This window comes from Methylophaga sp. OBS1 (assembly GCF_026319365.1).
Genome location: NZ_JAPDMS010000005.1, coordinates 64,094 through 83,617, shown reverse-complemented (window position 1 = coordinate 83,617; position 19,524 = coordinate 64,094). Strand labels below are relative to the sequence as shown.

Annotated in this window: 22 protein-coding genes; 8 read left to right on the top strand and 14 right to left on the bottom strand. The window is 53.2% G+C overall.

The features are described 5' to 3' along the window. Positions 1–2: 2 nt before the first annotated feature. From hisD to OMQ46_RS13915, 9 genes are read right to left on the bottom strand one after another with little or no spacing between them, the layout of a single operon-like run. Positions 3–1,304 carry a histidinol dehydrogenase gene (gene hisD, locus OMQ46_RS13955; RefSeq protein WP_266237820.1) on the bottom strand — a complete coding sequence of 434 codons (1,302 nt, stop codon included), beginning with the start codon at positions 1,302–1,304 and terminating at the stop codon, positions 3–5. Beyond that, the gene (gene hisG, locus OMQ46_RS13950; RefSeq protein ID WP_266237818.1) at positions 1,297–1,941 is read right to left on the bottom strand and encodes an ATP phosphoribosyltransferase; all 645 of its coding nucleotides are present in this window, start codon (positions 1,939–1,941) and stop codon (positions 1,297–1,299) included. Before hisG ends, hisD begins: the two co-directional genes overlap by 8 nt. Then, positions 1,941–3,221 (bottom strand): UDP-N-acetylglucosamine 1-carboxyvinyltransferase, encoded by a 1,281-nt coding sequence (murA, locus tag OMQ46_RS13945; protein ID WP_266237817.1) that lies wholly within the window; start codon positions 3,219–3,221, stop codon positions 1,941–1,943. The genes hisG and murA overlap by 1 nt, the downstream gene beginning before the upstream one ends. Before the next feature lie 25 nt (positions 3,222–3,246). After that, positions 3,247–3,471 (bottom strand): BolA family protein, encoded by a 225-nt coding sequence (locus OMQ46_RS13940; RefSeq protein ID WP_266237814.1) that lies wholly within the window; start codon positions 3,469–3,471, stop codon positions 3,247–3,249. A gap of 23 nt (positions 3,472–3,494) precedes the next feature. Continuing rightward, complete coding sequence (locus tag OMQ46_RS13935; RefSeq protein WP_266237812.1) at positions 3,495–3,800, bottom strand: STAS domain-containing protein; 306 nt, start codon at positions 3,798–3,800, stop codon at positions 3,495–3,497. After that, complete coding sequence (locus OMQ46_RS13930) at positions 3,797–4,435, bottom strand: MlaC/ttg2D family ABC transporter substrate-binding protein (protein WP_266237809.1); 639 nt, start codon at positions 4,433–4,435, stop codon at positions 3,797–3,799. Before OMQ46_RS13930 ends, OMQ46_RS13935 begins: the two co-directional genes overlap by 4 nt. Further along, positions 4,435–4,902, bottom strand: a complete 468-nt coding sequence (gene mlaD, locus OMQ46_RS13925) for an outer membrane lipid asymmetry maintenance protein MlaD (protein ID WP_266237808.1) — start codon at positions 4,900–4,902, stop codon at positions 4,435–4,437. The genes OMQ46_RS13930 and mlaD overlap by 1 nt, the downstream gene beginning before the upstream one ends. A gap of 2 nt (positions 4,903–4,904) precedes the next feature. Next, positions 4,905–5,687, bottom strand: a complete 783-nt coding sequence (mlaE, locus tag OMQ46_RS13920) for a lipid asymmetry maintenance ABC transporter permease subunit MlaE (RefSeq protein WP_266237805.1) — start codon at positions 5,685–5,687, stop codon at positions 4,905–4,907. Next, positions 5,684–6,487, bottom strand: coding sequence for an ABC transporter ATP-binding protein (locus tag OMQ46_RS13915; RefSeq protein WP_266237803.1), 804 nt, complete (start codon positions 6,485–6,487; stop codon positions 5,684–5,686). Before OMQ46_RS13915 ends, mlaE begins: the two co-directional genes overlap by 4 nt. Before the next feature lie 223 nt (positions 6,488–6,710). Between OMQ46_RS13915 and OMQ46_RS13910 the strand changes: the two genes are divergently transcribed. The 3 genes from OMQ46_RS13910 to OMQ46_RS13900 are packed head-to-tail and all read left to right on the top strand — an operon-like array spanning position 6,711 to position 9,014. Then, entirely contained in the window at positions 6,711–7,274 is a 564-nt protein-coding gene (locus tag OMQ46_RS13910) for an SRPBCC family protein (RefSeq protein ID WP_266237801.1), read from the top strand. Further along, positions 7,274–8,269: a cytochrome D1 domain-containing protein gene (locus OMQ46_RS13905; RefSeq protein WP_266237799.1), complete on the top strand. Its 996-nt coding sequence runs from the start codon at positions 7,274–7,276 to the stop codon at positions 8,267–8,269. Before OMQ46_RS13910 ends, OMQ46_RS13905 begins: the two co-directional genes overlap by 1 nt. Beyond that, positions 8,241–9,014 carry a class I SAM-dependent methyltransferase gene (locus tag OMQ46_RS13900; RefSeq protein ID WP_266237796.1) on the top strand — a complete coding sequence of 258 codons (774 nt, stop codon included), beginning with the start codon at positions 8,241–8,243 and terminating at the stop codon, positions 9,012–9,014. The genes OMQ46_RS13905 and OMQ46_RS13900 overlap by 29 nt, the downstream gene beginning before the upstream one ends. Positions 9,015–9,016: 2 nt before the next feature. Here OMQ46_RS13900 and OMQ46_RS13895 read toward each other — a convergent pair whose 3' ends face one another. The 3 genes from OMQ46_RS13895 to OMQ46_RS13885 form a co-directional block, all read right to left on the bottom strand. Beyond that, positions 9,017–10,345 (bottom strand): replication-associated recombination protein A, encoded by a 1,329-nt coding sequence (locus OMQ46_RS13895; protein ID WP_323135164.1) that lies wholly within the window; start codon positions 10,343–10,345, stop codon positions 9,017–9,019. A gap of 18 nt (positions 10,346–10,363) precedes the next feature. After that, positions 10,364–10,993: an outer membrane lipoprotein chaperone LolA gene (gene lolA, locus OMQ46_RS13890; protein WP_266237794.1), complete on the bottom strand. Its 630-nt coding sequence runs from the start codon at positions 10,991–10,993 to the stop codon at positions 10,364–10,366. A gap of 65 nt (positions 10,994–11,058) precedes the next feature. Further along, positions 11,059–13,356: a DNA translocase FtsK gene (locus OMQ46_RS13885; protein ID WP_266237792.1), complete on the bottom strand. Its 2,298-nt coding sequence runs from the start codon at positions 13,354–13,356 to the stop codon at positions 11,059–11,061. Positions 13,357–13,489: 133 nt separating this feature from the next. On the opposite strand from OMQ46_RS13885, the gene trxB reads away from it, so the two are divergent. The 4 genes from trxB (at position 13,490) to OMQ46_RS13865 (ending at position 17,320) form a co-directional block, all read left to right on the top strand. Next, positions 13,490–14,425, top strand: coding sequence for a thioredoxin-disulfide reductase (gene trxB / locus OMQ46_RS13880; protein WP_266237789.1), 936 nt, complete (start codon positions 13,490–13,492; stop codon positions 14,423–14,425). Positions 14,426–14,479: 54 nt separating this feature from the next. Next, positions 14,480–14,926, top strand: a complete 447-nt coding sequence (locus tag OMQ46_RS13875) for a universal stress protein (protein ID WP_266237787.1) — start codon at positions 14,480–14,482, stop codon at positions 14,924–14,926. Between the two features lie 17 nt (positions 14,927–14,943). Continuing rightward, entirely contained in the window at positions 14,944–16,221 is a 1,278-nt protein-coding gene (locus OMQ46_RS13870) for an MFS transporter (protein WP_266237785.1), read from the top strand. Positions 16,222–16,285: 64 nt separating this feature from the next. Next, positions 16,286–17,320 (top strand): GGDEF domain-containing protein, encoded by a 1,035-nt coding sequence (locus tag OMQ46_RS13865; RefSeq protein ID WP_266237782.1) that lies wholly within the window; start codon positions 16,286–16,288, stop codon positions 17,318–17,320. Here the strand turns inward: OMQ46_RS13865 and OMQ46_RS13860 are convergent. After that, entirely contained in the window at positions 17,317–17,595 is a 279-nt protein-coding gene (locus OMQ46_RS13860; protein WP_266237780.1) for a hypothetical protein, read from the bottom strand. The two genes, OMQ46_RS13865 and OMQ46_RS13860, sit on opposite strands and share 4 nt — an antisense overlap. Before the next feature lies 1 nt (position 17,596). Beyond that, positions 17,597–18,841 (bottom strand): M48 family metallopeptidase, encoded by a 1,245-nt coding sequence (locus OMQ46_RS13855; RefSeq protein WP_266237778.1) that lies wholly within the window; start codon positions 18,839–18,841, stop codon positions 17,597–17,599. Between the two features lie 106 nt (positions 18,842–18,947). On the opposite strand from OMQ46_RS13855, the gene orn reads away from it, so the two are divergent. Beyond that, positions 18,948–19,505: an oligoribonuclease gene (orn, locus tag OMQ46_RS13850; RefSeq protein ID WP_266237776.1), complete on the top strand. Its 558-nt coding sequence runs from the start codon at positions 18,948–18,950 to the stop codon at positions 19,503–19,505. Positions 19,506–19,524 lie beyond the last annotated feature (19 nt).

The following is a 19,524-nucleotide window of genomic DNA, read 5'->3' as shown; positions in this document are numbered from 1 at the left end:
GTTTAATCCTTCAGACGATATTCAGCACTGCGTGCGTGTGCGGTCAGACTCTCACCCCGGGCCAGCACCGAAGCGACTTTACCCAGTGTCTGTGCGCCCTGCTCGGAAACCTGAATCAGGCTTGAACGCTTCTGGAAGTCGTAGACCCCGAGCGGTGAACTGAAACGGGCGGTACGTGAAGTCGGCAGTACGTGGTTCGGGCCTGCGCAGTAATCACCCAAGGCCTCCGGCGTGTAACGCCCCAGGAAAATGGCGCCGGCGTGACGGATTTTCTTAGCCATTTCCATCGGCTCATCAACCGATAACTCCAGATGCTCTGCAGCAATAAAGTTTGCGACTTCAATCGCTTTGTCCATGCCATCAACATGAATCAGTGCCGCGCGGTTCTGCAGCGAAGTGTTGATAATGTCTTTACGTTCCATGGTCGGTAACAGCCGATCAATCGCCTCTTTGACTTTGACCAGGAAATCGGCATCCGGTGAGATCAGAATCGACTGGGCATCTTCATCGTGTTCCGCCTGTGAGAACAGATCCATGGCAATCCATTCCGGATCGGTTTTACCGTCACAAATCACCAGAATCTCAGACGGACCGGCAATCATGTCGATACCGACGGTGCCGAACACCATACCTTTGGCCGTCGCTACAAAAATATTACCCGGGCCAACGATCTTATCGACCTGGGGGATGGTCTCGGTACCATAAGCCAGTGCCGCTACAGCCTGGGCACCACCGATAGCAAAAATACGGTCGACACCGGCTACTGCCGCTGCGGCCAGGACCAGTTCATTAACCTCGCCATCCGGAGTCGGCACCACCATGATGAGTTCACCGACCCCCGCCACTTTGGCCGGAATCGCATTCATCAATACCGACGACGGATAAGCCGCCTTGCCACCCGGCACGTAAAGACCGGCGCGATCCAGTGCTGTCACCTGCTGTCCCAGCACGGTACCGTCTGCTTCAGTATAGCTCCAGGAATCCTGTTTCTGATGCTCGTGATAGTTGCGGACGCGATCTGCAGCAGCTTCCAGCGCCTGACGCTGATCCTGTGGGATATTTTTCAGCGCGGCATGGGCGCGGTCCAGTGAAATCTCCAGATCGGCCATAGTCTCCGCGGTAATCCGATCAAAACGACGACTGTATTCAATCACCGCGGCATCGCCATCTGATTTCACCGCTGCCAGGATTTCTCTGACAATGGAAGTGACTTTGTCATCTGACACGCCTTCCCAGGCCAGCAGGGTTTCCAGTTGCGGCCAGAAATCCGCCTGTGTGGCATCCAACTGTTTAATTTCAAGCATTACTCTGTTCTCTTACTGCGTTGCGGATTTGTTCGATAAATGTCTGAATCCGCTTATGCTTCATTTTCATCGACGCTTTATTGACCACTAAACGCGAGCTGATATCCGCGATATGCTCCATGGGCACCAGACCATTAGCGCGCAGGGTATTACCGGTGTCCACGACATCGACAATGCGGTCAGCCAGGCCGACCAGCGGCGCCAGTTCCATTGAACCGTAGAGTTTGATGATCTCTACCTGTTCGCCCTTTTCGGCGTAGAAACGGCGGGTACTTTCAACAAACTTGGTGGCGACCTTGAGTCGACCGTTTGAGACCGGTTCATCCGGTTTACCGGCGGTCATCAGCTTGCAGCAGGCAATCCTTAAATCGACCGGCTCATACAACTCGGCATGGGGGTGCTCCATCAGCACATCCTTTCCCGCGACACCGATGTCAGCACCGCCATATTCGACATAAGTGGGCACATCAGAGGCACGCACAATGATCAGTTTCACATCCGGCTGATTGGTGTCCAGAATGAGCTTACGACTGGTTTCCGGAGCATCCAGCGGTTCAATCCCGGCGGCCTTCAGCAAGGGCAGTGTTTCTTTGAATATCCGGCCTTTTGAGAGCGCCAGCGTCAATGTTTCAGACACTAGACAGCCCTCCTGACAGCGCTGGGAACGCGACGAATACGGGCACCCAGTTGCTGTAATTTCTCTTCAATACACTCATAACCACGGTCAATGTGATAAATACGTTCGACTTCGGTATCACCTTCTGCAACCAGAGCAGCCAGTACCAGGCAGGCCGAAGCACGGAGGTCGGTCGCCATCACCGGTGCTGCAGTCAGAACGTCTTTGCCTTTACAGACGACGGTATTACCCTCGATTTGCAAATGTGCCCCCATGCGCTGCATTTCCTGCACATGCATGAAGCGGTTTTCGAATACGGTTTCGACAATCGTGGCCTGGCCTTCGGCAATACTGTTCAATGCTGTGAACTGGGCCTGCATATCGGTCGGAAAAGCAGGATACGGTGCGGTACGGATGTTGACGGCTTTAGGCCTGTTACCTTTCATATCCAGCGAAATCCAGTCCTTACCGACATCGATATGGGCGCCGGCTTCTTCCAGTTTGAGCAAGACGGCTTCAAGCTGGTTGGCATCCGTGTCTTTCAACTTGACCCGGCCCCGGGTCAAAGCGGCAGCCACCAGATAAGTACCGGTTTCAATACGATCAGGGAGGATTTTATATTCCGTACCCTTGAGCGATTTCACGCCTTCAATCACCAGCGTCGCAGTACCGATGCCAGTGATTTTTGCCCCCATTGTGTTGAGATAATTGGCGAGGTCCACGACTTCCGGCTCACGCGCCGCATTTTCGATTGTCGTGGTACCGTCTGCCAGCGTCGCCGCCATCATCAGGTTTTCGGTACCGGTGACCGTGACCTGATCCATAAAAATATGTGCACCTTTCAGCCCCTTACCGCTGGTCGCACGGATATAGCCGTTTTCTACCCGGATATCAGCGCCCATCTGCTCGAGGCCACGAAGATGCAGGTCAACAGGCCGGGAACCGATGGCACAACCACCCGGCAGCGAGACATCCGCTTTGCCGTATCTCGCCAGCAAGGGCCCCAGAACCAGTATCGACGCCCGCATGGTTTTAACCAGATCATAGGCCGCTTCAGTATCGGTCAATGTACTGGGGTCAATGACCACTCCGGAGCGTTCATCAACGGTCAGGGTCACCCCCATCCGTCCCAGCAGTTCCAGTGTCGTGGTGATATCGTGCAGATGCGGCACATTACCGATACGAACCGGAGAGTCTGCCAGCAGCGCCCCCATCAGGATAGGCAACGCGGCGTTCTTGGCACCGGAAATACGGATTTCGCCGTCAAGCGCGACGCCACCGTTGATGATCAATTTATCCATGTCTAAATTTCAGGCTCGCGTCAGCTTAACGGGGGGCGGAAGTTTTGAGGCCCAGCGCGTGCAGTTCACCACTGGTAAAACGGTCACCTAAAGTCGCTTTGACCATCTTGTGCTGTTGTATCAGGCTCTTGCCGGCAAAGGAAGGGCTGATCACTACGGCATCAAAATGCTGGCCGTCATCACCTTTCACTTCAACATCGGCATCAGGCAGCCCGGCTTCGATCAGGGCTTTTATTTCAGAAGCTTTCATATCAGATTATCAATTCGATTTGGCTATTTAACGGGTAAGATTTCGTCAAGGCCACTGGCCTTGGCGATTGCCATCATCTGTGATGGCACGTGCTGGAATTCAATCGGTTTGCTTCCCTGCCGCGCCTGGCGCATCCAGGCTATCAATAATGCCAAACCCGCGCTGTCGGCACGGGTTACATTGGTGAGATCGATGTCGATTCTGGCCGCACTGTCAAACAGGTTCGTCGACTCCGACAAGACTGCCTTGGCGGTATCCAGAGTCAGTTCACCGCTGACATTAAAAATCTGGCTGTCAGCATCAAAGCTGATGTTGAATAAGTCGCTCATGCTTTGACTTTTTTGTTGCGCTCAGCCAGATCCTGAATCAGTTGTTCCATACCGCCGCTGCGGATTTCGTTGGCAAAACTGGAGCGGTAGTTAGTTACCAGGCTGATGCCATCGATTTTGACGTCATACACTTTCCAGGCATCCTGCTTGTTCTGGTAGAGGGACAATGACATACCGATAGACGGTCCGCCTTTCTGTACCACTTCCATCGGCACGGTCACACGCTTGCGGCTCAAATCATCACGGAACGGCAGCATGTTGATTTCTTCGTCCGTGTATTCCAGCATGGCGGTGGAATAGGTTCTGATCAGCAACAGACGGAACTCTTCGACAAAGCGCTCACGTTGTTCCGCATTGGCAGAACGCCAGTTTTTACCCAGCGCCAGTTTCGACATTTTCTCGAAATCGAAATGCGGCATCAGGATGTCTTCAACCAACTCGTAAATTTTTTCAGGGTTGGCTTCCAGCGCTGCTTCGTTATCCTTAAGCGCTTTGAGCATATCATCCGAGGCTTTTTTCACCAGAGCCTGGGGCTCCGGCATTTCTTCGGCCGAGCTTGTCAACGGACTGAACGCCAGCATGAAGGCTGCCAGCATCAGCAACGGCTGTATCAATGTTTTATGCATCGTGGTCATTATTCGTCACCTTCCGCTTTGCTGTAGAGGAACTGCCCAATGACCTGTTCAAGCACCAGGGCTGGCTGAGTCAGGTCTATGACATCCCCGTCTTGTAAAAATTCTTCTTCAGCACCGGCAACAAGGCCAATGTACTGTTCACCTAACAGACCCGCCGTGTAAATACTGGCAGACGTGTCATAGGGAATGTTATCGAACTGTGAATACATGTTGATGGTGACTTCGGCATTGTAAGTCATTGGATCCAGACTGATAGACGCGACGCGTCCGACACGGACCCCGGCCATAGTGACAGGCGCCCGAACCTTGAGGCCACCGATATTCTCGAATTCCGCAGTGACCTGGTAGCCGGCCTCATCGGTGAAGTCACCCAGATTGCTGACTTTCATCGCCAGCATGAACAGGGCAGCAATACCCACGGCGACAAACATTCCGACGATAATTTCGGTACTCTTATTCTGCATCATTACTATTCATCTCCAAACATCAACGCAGTCAGCACAAAGTCCAGCCCCAGAATCGCGAACGCAGAGTGCACGACTGTGCGCGTCGTTGCTCTTCCGACCCCTTCTGAGGTCGGTGCGGCATCATGCCCTTCAAACAAAGCTATCCAGGTTACAACAAACCCGAATACAACACTTTTGATGACGCCGTTCATGATGTCATCATAAAAATCAGTTTTGGCCTGCATCTGCGACCAGAAAGCGCCGTCATCAACACCAAGCAGACCATGGCCAACCAGGAAGGCACCGATAATGCCGACCGCGCTGAAGATCGCAGCCAGCAAAGGCATGGAAATCAGACCGGCCATGAAACGTGGCGCGATAATCCGGCGGATAGGATCTACAGCCATCATTTCCATACCTGATAGCTGTTCCGTACTTTTCATCAGGCCGATTTCAGCGGTTAATGCCGAACCAGCACGACCGGCAAACAGCAGCGCGCTGACGACAGGCCCCAGCTCACGCACCAGAGACAAAGAGACCAGTACACCGAGAGATTCCTCGGCACCGAAATCCACCAGCGTATTATACCCCTGCAGGCCTAACACCATCCCCACAAATAAGCCCGAAATCAGGATAATCAGCAGCGACAACACACCGACCGAATAGATTTGCTGGAGAACCAGGGAAAACCGCAGAAACAGGCCCGGCACACCGGCCAGAATATGCATCAGGAACAGGTGCCCCCGTCCTAGCCGTTCAAAGGTGCCCAGTCCCCAGCGGCCGAGACTGCGAATCAGGTTAATCATGCATGTTCCTCTGGCTTGAGTAAGTCTTCTTCATACTCCGGTCCCATGTAGTGGAATGGTACCGGCCCGTCCGGCAGGCCCTGCATAAACTGCTGAACCCACTGAGAGCCGGAGCGTCGCAGCTGAACCGGTGAGCCATGTTCGATAATCTTGCCGGCAGACAATAGATAGATGTAGTCAGCAATTTCCGCTGTTTCTGCCACATCGTGAGAGACCACAATACTGGTCAGGCCCATGGCATCATTCATACGGTGAATCAGGTTCACCAGCGTGCCCATCGAGATGGGGTCCTGCCCGGTGAAAGGTTCGTCGTACATGATCATCATCGGTTCCAACGCCACCGCACGGGCCAGGGCCACACGGCGCGCCATCCCCCCCGATAATTCGGCTGGTTGCAGGTTCCGGGCATTTCTCAGCCCCACCGCCTGCAGTTTCATCAGCACCAGATCACGGATCATTGATTCGGGCAAATCGGTGTGTTCCCGGAGAGGGAAAGCCACGTTATCGTAAACAGTGAGGTCGGTGAGCAAAGCACCACTCTGAAACAGCATGCCCATGCGTTTACGCAATTCGTAGAGTTCGGAGCGGGAAAGTTTGTGCACATTCTGCCCGTCGACTTCAATCGTGCCCTTGTCAGGACGAAGCTGGCCACCAATTAATTTGAGTAAGGTGGTCTTGCCAGTGCCGCTCGGGCCCATGATAGCCGTGACTTTGCCGCGCTCAATATCAATGTTGACGCCTTCAAAAATGGCACGGTTACCACGATAAAAGTGCAAGTCCCTGATCTTTATCAGTGGCACGGGGTTCTCCAGCTTAATCAGTCGTGAATGAAAGGTCGTTAATTTTGGTGAATAAGCCACACTAAGTCAAATTGGCTTATGGAAAAAAACCGCCTTATCCGCTAGAGTGTGTGCACCATTTTTTGGTCTTAGAGGAATAATTCACATTGGCTTCTGTTCAGATTACGTTCAGACTTTCTGTGCTAACTTCCTTTACGCATTCATAATAAACCGGAGAGATATAATGAAGAAGTTTTTACAATTCTTTGCAACTGCCATGATGATCGTTCCCATGCTGGCAGTGGCCCACGGCCCGACCCGTCAACAGGTCAAGGAAACTGTTTTCATTAACGCTGCCCCTGAAAAAGTCTGGGAAGTCGTCAGTGACTTCAGCGGTCTGCATAACTGGCACCCTGCTGTCGCCAGCACTGAAATGAAAGAAGACAACATCCGTGTTCTGACTCTGAAAGCGGAAGGCAATCCGACTATCACCGAAGAACTGGATAAAATCGACAACGAAAAAATGATGATGATTTACACCATTGAAGACATGAGTGTTGTCAAAACCATCACATTCAACAGCCAGGAAACTCCTTACTACACCCTGCCGGTCAACAACTACAAAGCCTGGTTGACTGTAAAACCTAAAGACGGCGGTTCTGAAGTGACCTGGAAAGCCAAGTTCTACCGTGCATTCCTGGCTAACCCACCGGTACCGGAAGGCCAAAGTGACAAAGACGCTGTAAATGCGATCGAAGGTGTCGCGACAGCGGGTCTGAACAACCTGAAAGCCATTCTGGAAAAATAATGCTGTTCTCGCTGAATCAGCCAATTATCAAGGCGACCCGATTTCGGGTCGCCTTTTTTATGGCGCTGGTGCTGACACTGACGGGCTGTTTAGGTGAAGACAAGCAGTACGCACTGATTACCAACCAATTGGCAGACAACGTCAGTGTGATTGATGTCAATGCCGGTGAAGTCGTCAAGGAGATCGTGGTCGGTGACGCCCCAGCCGGGGTCGCAGTCAGTCCTGATGCTAAACGGGCTTTTATCAGTAACCCCGATAGCCGCAGCGTGTCTGTGATCGATCTGGAAACCCTGAAAGAAATCCGTCAGATTGAGGTCGGCGCTGGTCCGGTAGGCATTGTGGCGGACAGCCGTGGTGAAAAGGTCTATGTCGCTGACTGGTATGACAATCTGATCAGTGTGCTTGATCCAGAAGCCGGTGAGATCAATCAGACCATCACAGTCGGTCAGTCGCCGGCGGGTATGATGCTGGATGAGAACAAGCAGCGGCTTTATGTTGCCAACCGTGATGATAATGCCGTGGCCTTTATTGATCTGGAAGCGGCTCAGGTGGTGAGAAGTGTGGACGTCGGCGAGTCCCCCTTTGGCATGGCAATGACTCCTGATGGCCGCTTTATCTATACCGTGAATGTGCAAAGCAGTGATGTCACCGTGATTGATACTGACACTGCGGAAGTTGTGATCACTATTCCGGTCGGTGAATGGCCCTACTGCGCCGTGGTCAGTCCCGATGGCAAAAAACTGTATGTCACCAATCAGGATGACAGTACGGTGTCGATTATCGATGTCGACACCCATCAGGTCATCAATACGGTCGCCGTTGAAGACACACCAGAAGGCATCGACACCTCGGCCGATGGCAGTGTCATCTATGTCGCCAACTGGGGCAATGGCACCGTGTCAATCATTGATGCGCTGACCGAAAAGCCGCTCAAAACGCTCAAAACCGCCACCGGCAGCCGCGCATTTGGCGAGTTTATCACCACACTTGACTGACAGCGCGGTTTCTATCGTTGCGCTGGATGACCAGGCAATTGGCCGTGCACAGGCACTGGCTAATCGCTTGGCTTTGTCTCTCACAGCGCTTCAGCCCGAGGCCACCCAGCTCTGGCTGAGCGAGCAAGGTCTGGCACTCAAGGTACCCGAGTTTAAACAGGCTTTCTCGATTGACTTCAGCAGCGGCAAGTATGATCACCGTCGCAAATTCGGTGGTGGCCGTGGTCAACCGCTGGCCCGGGCCGTCGGCCTGAAACAAGGGCAATCACCCAGCGTCATTGATGCCACTGCCGGCTTTGCCCGTGATGCCTTTGTGCTGGCAAGTCTGGGGTGTGAAGTCACCATGATCGAGCAGAACAGGATCATGAGCCTGCTGATTGAGGATGCCTTAATACGTGCAGCGGATGACGCGGCCATTGCTGAGATTGCAGCCTGTATGAAGCTTTACCAGGGCAATGCCATTGCATTACTGGCTGAAGGAAAACTGCAGGCTGATGTGATTTACCTGGACCCGATGTATCCCGGCCGCGACAAATCCGCCCTGGTCAAAAAGGAAATGCAGTTATTGCATCAACTGGTCGGTGCCGATATCGACAGTGGTGAATTGCTGGCCATTGCCCGGGAAAAAGCCGGTAAACGAGTGGTGGTGAAGCGCCCCAAAGGCGCCGAATTTGTCGGTGAAAAGAAACCGGCAGCCAGTGTACAGAGCAAAAATACCCGTTTTGATATTTACCCGACGCGCTGAGCTCAGCCTTTATATTGCTTGTCGAGATCACGAAGCCGCGCCAGTTTTTCAGCAATTTTGATTTCCAGACCGCGATTGACCGGCTCGTAGTAGCTCCGATCCCGCATTGAATCCGGAAAGTACTGCTCGCCCGCCGCATAGGCTTCCGGTTCATCATGGGCATAGCGATATTCCTTACCATAGCCCAGTTCTTTCATCAGCTTGGTGGGTGCATTGCGCAGATGGACCGGCACTTCAGCGCTGCCATGGGTTTTGGCATCGTTCATCGCCGCTTTGTAAGCCACATAAACTGCATTACTCTTGGGCGCGCAGGCCAGATAAACCACGGCCTGGGCAATCGCCAGTTCGCCTTCCGGGCTGCCCAGTTTGTCGAAACTCTCCCAGGCATCCAGTGCAATTCGCAAGCCGCGGGGATCGGCATTACCGATATCTTCGGCTGCCATTCGCACAATCCGCCGCATCAGATAGACTGGATCACAGCCGCCGTCGATCATCCGACACAACCAGTACAAAGCCGCATCCGGCGCAGAGCCGCGCACACATTTATGCAATGCCGATATCTGGTCATAAAAGGCTTCGCCGCCTTTATCGAAACGGCGAATAGTCCCGGACAGCACTTCCGCCAGATCGTTTTCATCGACTTCGGTCTGACCTTTGCTGTCGGCGAGATCGACCGCGATTTCCAGCAGGTTCAGCACCCGGCGACCGTCGCCATCTGCCGTCTGTGCCAGTTGATCCCGTAAAGCCTCAGAGATTTGGATTCCCCTGCCTGCAAGGCCCAGTTCATCATCCGCCATGGCCCGGTCGATGATCTGCCGTAAATCGCCTGCTTCCAGCGATTTCAGCACATAGACCCGGGCACGCGATAACAGGGCGTTATTAAGCTCAAATGAGGGGTTTTCGGTGGTGGCACCAATAAAGGTAAATGTCCCGTCCTCAACATAGGGCAGAAACGCATCCTGCTGTGATTTGTTGAAGCGGTGCACCTCATCCACAAACAGCATGGTACGACGCCCCTGCTCCTGTTGCAGTTGCTGGGCACGGGCGACGGCAGCTCGGACCTCTTTGACCCCGGCCAATACTGCGGAGATGGTCATAAACTCGGCATCGCAGTAACCGGCAATCAGTTTGGCCAGTGTCGTTTTACCCGTACCGGGCGGCCCCCAGAAGATCATCGAGTGCGGATGACCGGAAGCAATGGCCTGCCTCAACGGCTTACCAGCCCCCAGCAAGTGGGTCTGGCCGATATATTCATCGAGGGTTTTGGGGCGCATCCGGTCTGCCAGCGGACGGCTGGCCGGATCGGCCTCAATTTGATCAAATAAACTCACGTATCAGGCTGACTCTTTTTATTGGCTGTCACCGACGACATCCACCCCGGCCGGTGGCGTGAAGCTGAATAAATTCTTCTCGAATGTCGGATTCTCTTCGACCTCACTGAAGACAAGACGGGTACGCTGATCAAAACTGTCACGCATGATCATCTGTGCCAGTGTGTCACCATCAAAAACCAGCGTCACCGCCTGGAAATTGGAATCAGATTCTTTCGGTGTCAGTTCGACCCAGAGCCGGCCGTCATCGGAAGGCAGGTTCTGAATATGATATTTGTCGGCTGGCACGACCTCACCGGATAGCAGTGTGGCCGGGGTATCTGCCAGAGCTTCCTGCTGTGATTTGACGGTGACCTGTTCCAGGTCCACATCATAAAACCAGATTCGTTCGCCATCAGCAACGATTTCCTGTGGGTAGGGCTGCTGGTAATCCCAACGAAATTTGCCCGGCCGTTCCAGCTTAAATTCACCTTCCGCCTCTTCCAGCAGATTGCCCTCGGTGTCGATTACCATCTGTTCGAAATGGGCTGAGAATGTCTGCACATTATCGACGAACTGCTGCAGCTTCTGGGTCGCGTCATCGGCAGCGGTAGCGACGGAGGAAAAGAAAAGGCTCAGCAGCAGGGCTGAAGATTTAATCAAGGTCATGCACTGACTCCATTGTCCTGTGTTAATTGAGCAGACTGCGGGATAACGGTGGGGTTCCGTTATGATTAATCGCGAGGTGGCGGCGCCAATACTTCGCGGCTGCCGTTGCCCTGCATCGCGGAGACCACACCGGCGGCTTCCATCGCTTCCACGATTCTGGCTGCCCGGTTGTAGCCGATCTTAAGCCGACGCTGAATACCGGACACCGAGGCACGGCGACTCTCGGTCACAATCTGAACAGCCTGATCATAGAGTGGGTCGGACTCGGCGTCGCTGGGGTCGCCCAAACCACCCTCACCGTCATCGCCGGCCGGATCCTGGGTGATTTCTTCCAGGTAATTGGGCGCCGCCATTTTCTTCAGATGCTCGACCACGGCGTGAACTTCATGGTCATCGACAAAAGCGCCATGTACCCGTTCCGGCAGACCACTGCCGGGAGGTAGATACAACATGTCACCCTGCCCCAGCAGTTGTTCAGCCCCCATCTGATCCAGAATGGTACGCGAGTCGATACGGGATGAGACCTGGAAAGCAATCCGGGTCGGGATATTGGCCTTGATCAGACCGGTGATGACATCCACCGAAGGACGCTGGGTCGCCAGGATCAGGTGAATCCCGGAAGCACGAGCTTTCTGTGCCAGTCTTGCAATCAATTCCTCGACCTGTTTGCCGACCACCATCATCATATCGGCCAGCTCGTCGATCACAACAACGATAAAGGGCAAAGGCTCCAGGGTGGGGGCGACTTCACCCGGTTCGACATCGATAGTCGGGTCTTTAATAGGTTCACCACGTTCAATCGCATCGCGGACTTTTTTGTTGTAGCCGGCAATGTTCCTGACCCCCAAAGCGGCCATCAGCGGGTAGCGCCTCTCCATTTCTGCTACACACCAGCGCAGCGCGTTGGCGGCTTCTTTCATATCGGTCACCACCGGCGCCAACAAGTGCGGAATGTCTTCATATACCGACAATTCCAGCATCTTCGGATCGACCATGATCATGCGCACCTGTTCCGGGGTCGCCTTGTAAAGGATACTCAGGATCATCGCGTTGACCGCCACCGACTTACCGGAACCGGTGGTGCCGGCCACCAGCAGGTGCGGCATTTTTTCCAGGTTGGCTACCGTCGGCCGGCCGGCAATGTCTTTACCTAAAGCCAGTTCCAGCAGGGATTTGCTGTTCTCATAGTCGTCACAGGCAAGGATTTCCCGCAGACGCACGATTTCACGGGTTTCATTGGGGATTTCCAGCCCCACCACCGGTTTGCCGGGAATGACTTCCACAATACGGACACTGCTGACTGACAGCGCACGGGCCAGGTCTTTTGCCAGGCCACTGATCCGGCTGACCTTGATACCGGGTGCCGGCTGTAGCTCAAAGCGGGTCACCACCGGCCCGGGCTGGACTTCCACTACCTGCACCTCGACGCCGAAGTCTTTCAGTTTGAGTTCAACCTGACGAGACAGCGCCTGCAAAACTTCTTCACTGTAGGCACTCTGGCTTGCCTTGGGCATATCCAGTAGGGCCAGAGCCGGCATACCCGGCGCATCCGGTGTTTCAAACAGCGGCACCTGTTTTTCTTTCTCTTCGCGTTTACTGGGCTCTTTTTTCTCCAGCACCGGCTCAATCCGTACCTTGGCTTTGTGCTGGAGCTTTTCTTTCTGTTCGCGGAAGGTTTCTTCACGTTGCTGACGGGTACGTCGCGCCTGCAGATCGTCCTTCATTTCACGCAACCAACGGCTGATATGCAGAAACGCAATCATCGCGACACTGCCCAATTTGTCGACCACCATCAACCAGGATAAACCGGTGAATAAAGTCACACCGGTGAGCAACACCGCCAGCAGTAACAGGCTGGTCCCGGAAGCACCGAAGACTGACTCAAAACCATGACCGACGACTTCTCCCAGCACGCCGCCGGCCCCCATAGGCATCAATTGCGCATATTGGGTCAAACTCAGCGAAGACAGCCCACTGGCAGCAGCCAGAGCCATCAGCAAGCCGGTCATTTTCAAGATCCAGAAATGCAGGGCATCTTCACTATCCGCACGTTTACCCCAGCTGAACAATAGCCAGCCGGAAAAGCCAACCATAAAAGGAAACAGATAAGCCGGGAATCCAAAGCCATACAAAAGCGCATCAGCAAGCCAGGCACCGACGATACCGCCACTGTTGGCGATCAAATCATCAGCACCGGTCGTCGACCAGCCCGGATCGGTGGGCTCATAGCTCCATAATGACAGCAACAGATAAGCGGCGAGCGCCACGGCGAGGATCAGTGCCGCTTCGCGCAGGCGGAAGCCGACTGCGCCACTCGCTTCATTATGTTTCTGTTTGTCATTGACTCTTGTCGCTTGTGCCACGGTGATATTTCCAACTCAGCCAATAAATTAACGTCTGATTTTAACACAGCTTTTGAACTAAGATGCTTGTCCAAACTCACAGCAGTGGTTACTCTACCTGCTACTTGATAAACATCCTTCGGAGGCAACTCTCATGGCAGACGCCAAACACTGTCGATTACTGATTCTGGGCTCAGGTCCCGCCGGCTACACTGCTGCCGTGTATGCTGCGCGTGCGGCGCTGGAACCGGTCCTTATTACCGGCATCGAGCAGGGTGGACAGCTGACCACCACCACCGATGTTGATAACTGGCCGGGCGATGACGAGGGGGTTCAGGGGCCGGAATTAATGCAGCGTATGCAGCGTCATGCCGAGCGTTTTGGCACCGAGATTGTCTTTGATCACATCCACACCGCGGATCTCAGCCAACGGCCATTTCGTCTTATCGGCGATGCCGGTGAATATACCTGCGATGCGCTGATTATTGCCACTGGCGCCTCGGCCAAATACCTCGGTCTGGAATCGGAAGAAAACTTCAAGGGACGCGGTGTGTCTGCCTGTGCTACCTGTGACGGTTTCTTCTACAAAGGCCAGCCAGTTGCTGTTATCGGTGGGGGCAATACGGCGGTGGAAGAGGCCTTGTACCTGTCTAACATTGCTTCCAAGGTGACCGTGGTTCACCGCCGTGATTCCTTCCGCTCCGAGAAAATTCTCAGTAACAAACTGCTCAAGCGTGCGGAAGAAGGTAATGTCGAGATCCTCTGGGATCACGTGCTGGACGAAGTATTGGGCGATGATGCCGGTGTCACCGGTATGCGGGTGAAAAGCACCAAAGATAATAAAACCCGGGAAATCGATCTGCAGGGCGTCTTCATCGCCATTGGTCACCAGCCTAACACCGGCATGTTCAAAGGACAGCTGGAAATGGAGCATGATTACATCATTCTGAAAAAAGGTACCGAGACCAGTATCCCCGGCGTATTTGCTGCCGGTGACGTATCAGACCCAATCTACCGTCAAGCGATCACTTCTGCCGGGGCAGGCTGTATGGCGGCATTGGATGCCGAACGCTTTCTCGACAGCGACTAAAGTCATACAATCAAAGGGCGGGCTCACCGCCCTTTTTTGTTAGTAGGAGCGCACATGGATTCTGACTACCAGCACATTCTGATTGCCGTGGATTTTTCCAGCCACACTGACGAAGTCTGCAATAAAGCACTGGCGTTGGCGGAACGCAATAATGCCAAACTCAGCATCTGTCATGTTGTGGAAGATTTTCCGCTCACGGATTTTGCTTACGAGCCGATGATCAGCGTTGATATCGACATGCGTGAAGCCCTGCTGGAATCAGGCAAAAAACAACTTGCCAAACTGGCAGACGAGATGGGTATCCCCGATAGCCAGCAATGGGTGGAGTGCGGCAGTCCCGGTCATGATATTGTGCGAATGGCTGATGAAAATCAGGCCGATTTGATCGTTGTCGGCTCCCATGGACGCCGTGGCATAAAAATGCTGCTGGGATCCACCGCCAATGCGATATTACATCACGCCCATTGTGATGTACTGGCAGTCCGACTCAAAGATGACTAAAGCCTGAAGACCATTCAGTGAAAAAATCCAATCTGCTGGAAACCGCCGGCCTGCCCGGTTTTATCAGTTTTCTGGCTGTCGCCTTTATCAATGCGATGGTCGATCTGGGTCATAAGATTCTGATTCAGAATACGATTTTCAAAATGTATGATGATGCCACCCAGGTCGGGCTGACGGCCATCATCAATGCATTAATTCTGCTCCCCTTCATCCTGTTATTCACCCCGGCCGGCTACTTGTCAGACCGTTTTGCCAAACCATATTTGATGCGGGCCACCGCTTTTGCGGCAATTTTAATTACCCTGCTGATAACCCTGGCCTATTATCAGGGTTGGTTTCTGTTTGCATTTCTGCTGACTCTGGTGCTGGCGGCACAAAGCGCACTCTACTCGCCTGCAAAGTATGGCTATATCCGTGAATTGGCCGGTAATGAACGACTGGCTCCCGCGAATGGTTTTATTCAGGCCACCACGATTGTGGCAATTCTGAGTGGGATTTTTGTCTTTACCATCCTTTTTGAAACCCGGCTCGACGGTCACGAATATCAGAATGAAGCCGAACTCATTCGTCATATCGCTCCGATAGGCTGGCTGCTGGTCTCGCTCAGTGTGGTCGAGTTTATTCTGGCCTGTCGCCTGCCCTTGACCGGGACGACTTCAACTCAACCACGCTTTGACTGGCAGCGCTACCGGCAGGGGCACATTCTGCGGGAGAACCTGCAGCGACTTCTGCATAACCCGGTGATCTGGTACGCCATTCTGGGCTTGTCGATGTTCTGGGGGATCTCGCAGACTTTTCTGGCAACATTTCCGGCATTTGCCAAAATGGTGCTTGCCGAAGACAACACGATTGTTATTCAGGGGCTGTTGGCCTGCTCCGGTGTCGGCATCATTATCGGTTCATTGCTGGCAGGGGCAGGTCGCAAAGGTCACATCAAAACAGGGCTGATTCCAGCGGGCGCCATCGGCATGTGCCTGGTGTTATTTGTGGTGCCATTGCTCAGCTCGACCATGCTATTTGCTCTGGCCATCCTCAGCTTCGGCTTTTTCGGCGGTCTGTTTATCATCCCGCTTAATGCACTGATACAGTGGCACGCCCCTGCGAATCAGCTGGGTACTATTCTGGCAGGGAATAACTGGGTGCAGAACATCGTCATGATCAGTTTTCTGATGCTGACCTTACTCGCCGCGTTGGCCGCAATCACCAGCCAAATCATGATGCAGACAATTCCGATCGTCACCACCCTGCTTGCATTGTTACTGGCAATACGCGCCAGAAAAGCAAAACAGACTTGATATTCCTGACAATTTAGGTAATTCTCCTAGCTCATGTAAGGTTAATTCACATTGAGAGCCACGCGTGAGCAAAGTAACGTCGTTCCCCCCGGTCTATGATCATGAATTTCAGCAGGCATCAGAGAACCTTCGGCGTACACTCCCCCTCGTCAATCAACACAAAACCCCGGTTAACCCCGTCAATTACGCAGTCTGGTATGAATATGTCGCCGGTGATAATGCCGAGCTGGTGAATGCGATTGATACCCGGCTCAGTAAAAATCAGCCCATTACCGCCGATGTCACCCAATATCTCTATGAAAAATACGTGTTGATGGGCATGCCTGAGCGGCTCAGCCTGACCAACAACGGTCTGAAACTGGTGGTGGATAACACTTTACAGAACATCAACCGGGTCGAAGCCACCGCCACATCCTGCAGCTCGGGCCTCAGCCAGAGCCAATCAATGTTGGAGAGCTGCAATGATATCCAGGAACTCAAGGGCCTGGTGACGCAGATTCTCAGTAACACTCAGCAACTGACCCAGAGCAGTCATGAACTTAAAAGCGAACTGAGTCGCTCGTCCCAGGAAATCATGAAACTGCGCGAAGAATTGGAAGCGGTCAAGCAGTCTGCCCGCACCGATGGCCTGACCGGATTGCTCAACCGGGGCACATTCAACCGCGAGTTGACACACCTGTGTCAGGACCGGGATATGACCTTCTCACTGGCCCTGTTCGATATCGACCATTTCAAACGGCTCAATGATAATTTCGGTCATCTTCTGGGAGACAAAGTACTGCAGTATTTTGCCTCTATTCTCAACGCCCACCGGGATGATATGCATATTGCTGCCCGTTTTGGCGGTGAGGAAATGGCGATGATTTTCCTGCACAGCAGCCTGGAAGAAACCTTCCTGATGGCGGAAAAAATCCGTGAAAAGTTTGCTGCCAGCCGACTCAAGAAAAAAGGCAGCGAAGAGTCCATTGGTCAGGTCACTGTCTCAGTCGGCATCACCCACTTACAGCCCGGCGATACGCCCAGGGACTTGATCGAGCGTGCCGACCGGGCTTTATATCAATCAAAGGCCGACGGCCGCAACTGCATCAACTTCGCCTAAAAGCGATAGAAGCGACTGTTAAGGTAATCCACCACTGCCTTTTGCTGGTCTTTATTCCAGTTCACATCGGCTGCCCGTATACAAAACTGCAACCGCGATTGCAAATCCTGCAGTGAGCGAACTTTGCGATCCTCTCTTTGGTACAACTGGTAGGGGTCACCACCGCCCAGTGAGGCATGACACTCCATACAGGCAGCGTCATGCAGTGCTTTGCCATTCTGCGCCGTAGCACTGCCGCTGAAAATGAAAGCCAGTGATATCAGCACTAGACGCATATTAAGCCGTCCCCGATTGCAGATGGGCGATACGCAATGCCGCCGGTGGATGCGAGTCATACACCGCCGATACCAGCGGATCCGGCGTCAGCGTACTGGCGTTTTCTTTATAGAGCGCCACCAGCGCCGCAATCAGATCATCGGCATTGGCCACAGACGCTGCGTAATCGTCGGCCTCGTATTCATACTTACGTGACAAGGCTGTCATCAGTGGATGCAGGAAGAACAGGAATACCGGTATCACCAGCATAAACAACGCCAGGGCCATGGCATTGGATTCGGTATTGGCACCCAGCCCCTCAAAGAACCATGTCTGACCGGACGCCCAGCCCAGCAGGGCCAGGCCCAACAGGCTCAAACCGGCCATCACAAACATGTTTTTCACCACATGTTTGCGACTGAAGTGACCCAGTTCATGGGCGAGCACCGCTTCGATCTGATCTTCATTCAGCGTATTGAGCAGGGTGTCGAAAAAGACGATGCGTTTGTTATTACCCATACCGGTGAAGTAGGCATTACCATGACCACTGCGGCGGGAACCGTCCATCACAAAAATGCCCTGACTTTTAAAGCCACAGCGACTCAGCAGATTTTCCACCCGCTGCTGCAGTTGTTCATCTTCCAAGGGCGTGAACTTGTTAAACAGTGGCGCGATGAAGGCTGGATAAGCCCACATCATAAATACCGCAAAGCCCATCCAGGCTGCCCACAGGTAGAGCCACCAGTAATCACCGGCGCTGTTCATCATCCACAAAGCGACCCAGATCAACAGGCCACCGACCACCAGCATCAGAACAGTCTGCTTGATGAAGTCGGAGAAAAACAGACCCGGCGTCTGGCGGTTGAAGCCGAATTTATCTTCCAGAATAAAGGTTTTGTAATAGGAATAAGGCAGTTCCAGCAGCGAGCCAATCAACAGAAAACTGAGGAAAAAGAGGATACCGCCCAGCATCGGCCCCATCTCCAGTTGAGACCAGGCACCATAAAGGACTGCCAGTCCACCACCCAGGGTCCAGAGCAACAGGATCACCATGCTGTACAGGGTTTCACTGCGCTTGAACTTGCCTTTGGCGACCGTGTAATCAGCGGCTTTCTGATGCGCCGACAGGCTGATCTGGTCTTTGAATGCAGTGGGCACTTCGTCGCGATGAGCGGCAACATAACGCCCCTGTCTGAATGACAACCAGATTTCCACCGCTGTCATCAGCAATACCGCAGCCAAAAATATCCAACTGAATTCGTTCATACGCTAAGCCCAAGTTTTCCCATATAAAAATGTCATGAAGAGTAGCCTTTGATACAATCTCTGGCAAGTTAGTTCATCCCATTCATCAACGATAAAGACGGAGACCATGGCCAAAAGTAAAAACAACCTGATCTGGATTGACCTGGAGATGACCGGTCTCAACACCAATACTGACTATATTATCGAAATTGCCACTGTCGTCACTGACAGCGAACTTAACGTACTGGGAGAAGGTCCTGTCTTTGCCATACACCAACCGGATTCGGTTTTGGATGGAATGGATGAGTGGAATACCCGCCAGCACGGCAAATCCGGTCTCACCGAGCGCGTGCGCGAGAGCACCATCAGCGAAGCCATCGCAGAAGCCAAGACACTGGAATTTTTACGCCAATATGTCCCGGCTGGCGTGTCACCGATGTGTGGTAACAGTATCTGTCAGGATCGTCGCTTTCTGGCGCGCTGCATGCCGGAACTGGAAGCCTTTTTTCATTACCGCAACCTGGATGTGAGCAGCTTTAAGGAACTGGCTCGGCGCTGGGCACCAAAAGTGGAAAAATCCTTCAAGAAAAACGCTTCGCATCTGGCGATGGATGATATCAAGGACTCCATCCGCGAACTGCAGCATTACCGTGAGCATATGATAAAGCTGCCAGAGACGGTCTAGATTCACATCGTTTTCACGG